Annotated in this window: 2 protein-coding genes and 1 pseudogene; 2 read left to right on the top strand and 1 reads right to left on the bottom strand. The window is 37.5% G+C overall.

The annotated features are described in order from the left end of the window. A pseudogene (locus tag ACFIKE_RS11785) lies at window positions 1-158 on the bottom strand (phage tail protein); the annotation flags it as partial. A 165-nt stretch (window positions 159-323) separates the two neighbouring features. On the opposite strand from ACFIKE_RS11785, the gene ACFIKE_RS11780 reads away from it, so the two are divergent. Together ACFIKE_RS11780 and ACFIKE_RS11775 are read left to right on the top strand one after the other, a co-directional pair. Continuing rightward, a complete protein-coding gene (locus ACFIKE_RS11780; protein ID WP_019220259.1) occupies window positions 324-638 on the top strand; it encodes a type II toxin-antitoxin system HigB family toxin in 315 nt (104 codons plus the stop codon). Next, on the top strand, window positions 635-867 hold a 233-nt coding region (locus ACFIKE_RS11775; RefSeq protein WP_375650135.1), incomplete at its 3' end, for a type II toxin-antitoxin system HigA family antitoxin. The genes ACFIKE_RS11780 and ACFIKE_RS11775, both read left to right, overlap by 4 nt.

Below are 867 nucleotides of genomic sequence, written 5' to 3'. Positions count from 1 at the left end.
CCTGCTACCAAAACGGGTGTGTTGAGAGGGAATGCTTGTTCATCGGCATCGGGTGCTGTGCCAACAATCCCGATAACGGCAGACTGAACCGCGCGAAGGGGGCGGGTGCCGTCGTCAACTTCAACGACTTCAACACCGTGTAAAAAACCTGTTGCCATACTTTATGCTCCTTTAAATGAGGGGTGAATGAAAATGAATGGGAAAAATGAGAGGTAAAGAGCCGCTCTTGAGAAAGGTTTGTTTTTAACAAGTACTTTCTTTTTATAAATATCTTGACTTGGTACCAAAATGGGACTATAGCTAATAAAAATCAGGATATACTTATGAAAATTGTTAAAATCTCCACACTTCAAACTTTTTGGACTCGATATCCTGATGCTGAACAACCATTAAAAGCATGGGTAGATGAAGCTAAAAACGCACAATGGCGTTCTCCTCATGACATTAAAGAGAAATATAAAAATGCAAGCATATTAAAGAATAATCGTGTTGTTTTTAATATTAGAGGCAATGACTATCGTTTAATTGTTTCAATCTTTTATCCAGCAGGTTGGCTTTACATAAAATTTATAGGGACGCATAAACAGTATGATGCGATTGATGCCAACACTGTAGAACTAAAGGAATTTAAGAAATGAATATCAAACCAATTCGTACAGAGAGAGATTATCAAGAAGCTTTAGAGATTGTGTCTGCGATGTTTGACAATCAACCTAAAGAGAATACTCCAGAATTTGATCAAATGGAGGTTCTTGTGTTGTTGATTGAAGCTTATGAAGCAGAACACTACCCTGTTTCTCCTCCTCATCCTATTGAGGCTATTAAATTTAGAATGGAACAAATGAACTTAAGTGCTAAAGATCTTGT

It is taken from the genome of Bartonella sp. MU70NMGDW, from assembly GCF_042194085.1.
In the GTDB taxonomy this organism is placed as follows: domain Bacteria; phylum Pseudomonadota; class Alphaproteobacteria; order Rhizobiales; family Rhizobiaceae; genus Bartonella; species Bartonella grahamii.
Note: the sequence above shows the minus strand (reverse complement) of the source record. Positions and strands in the feature narration are given on the sequence as shown.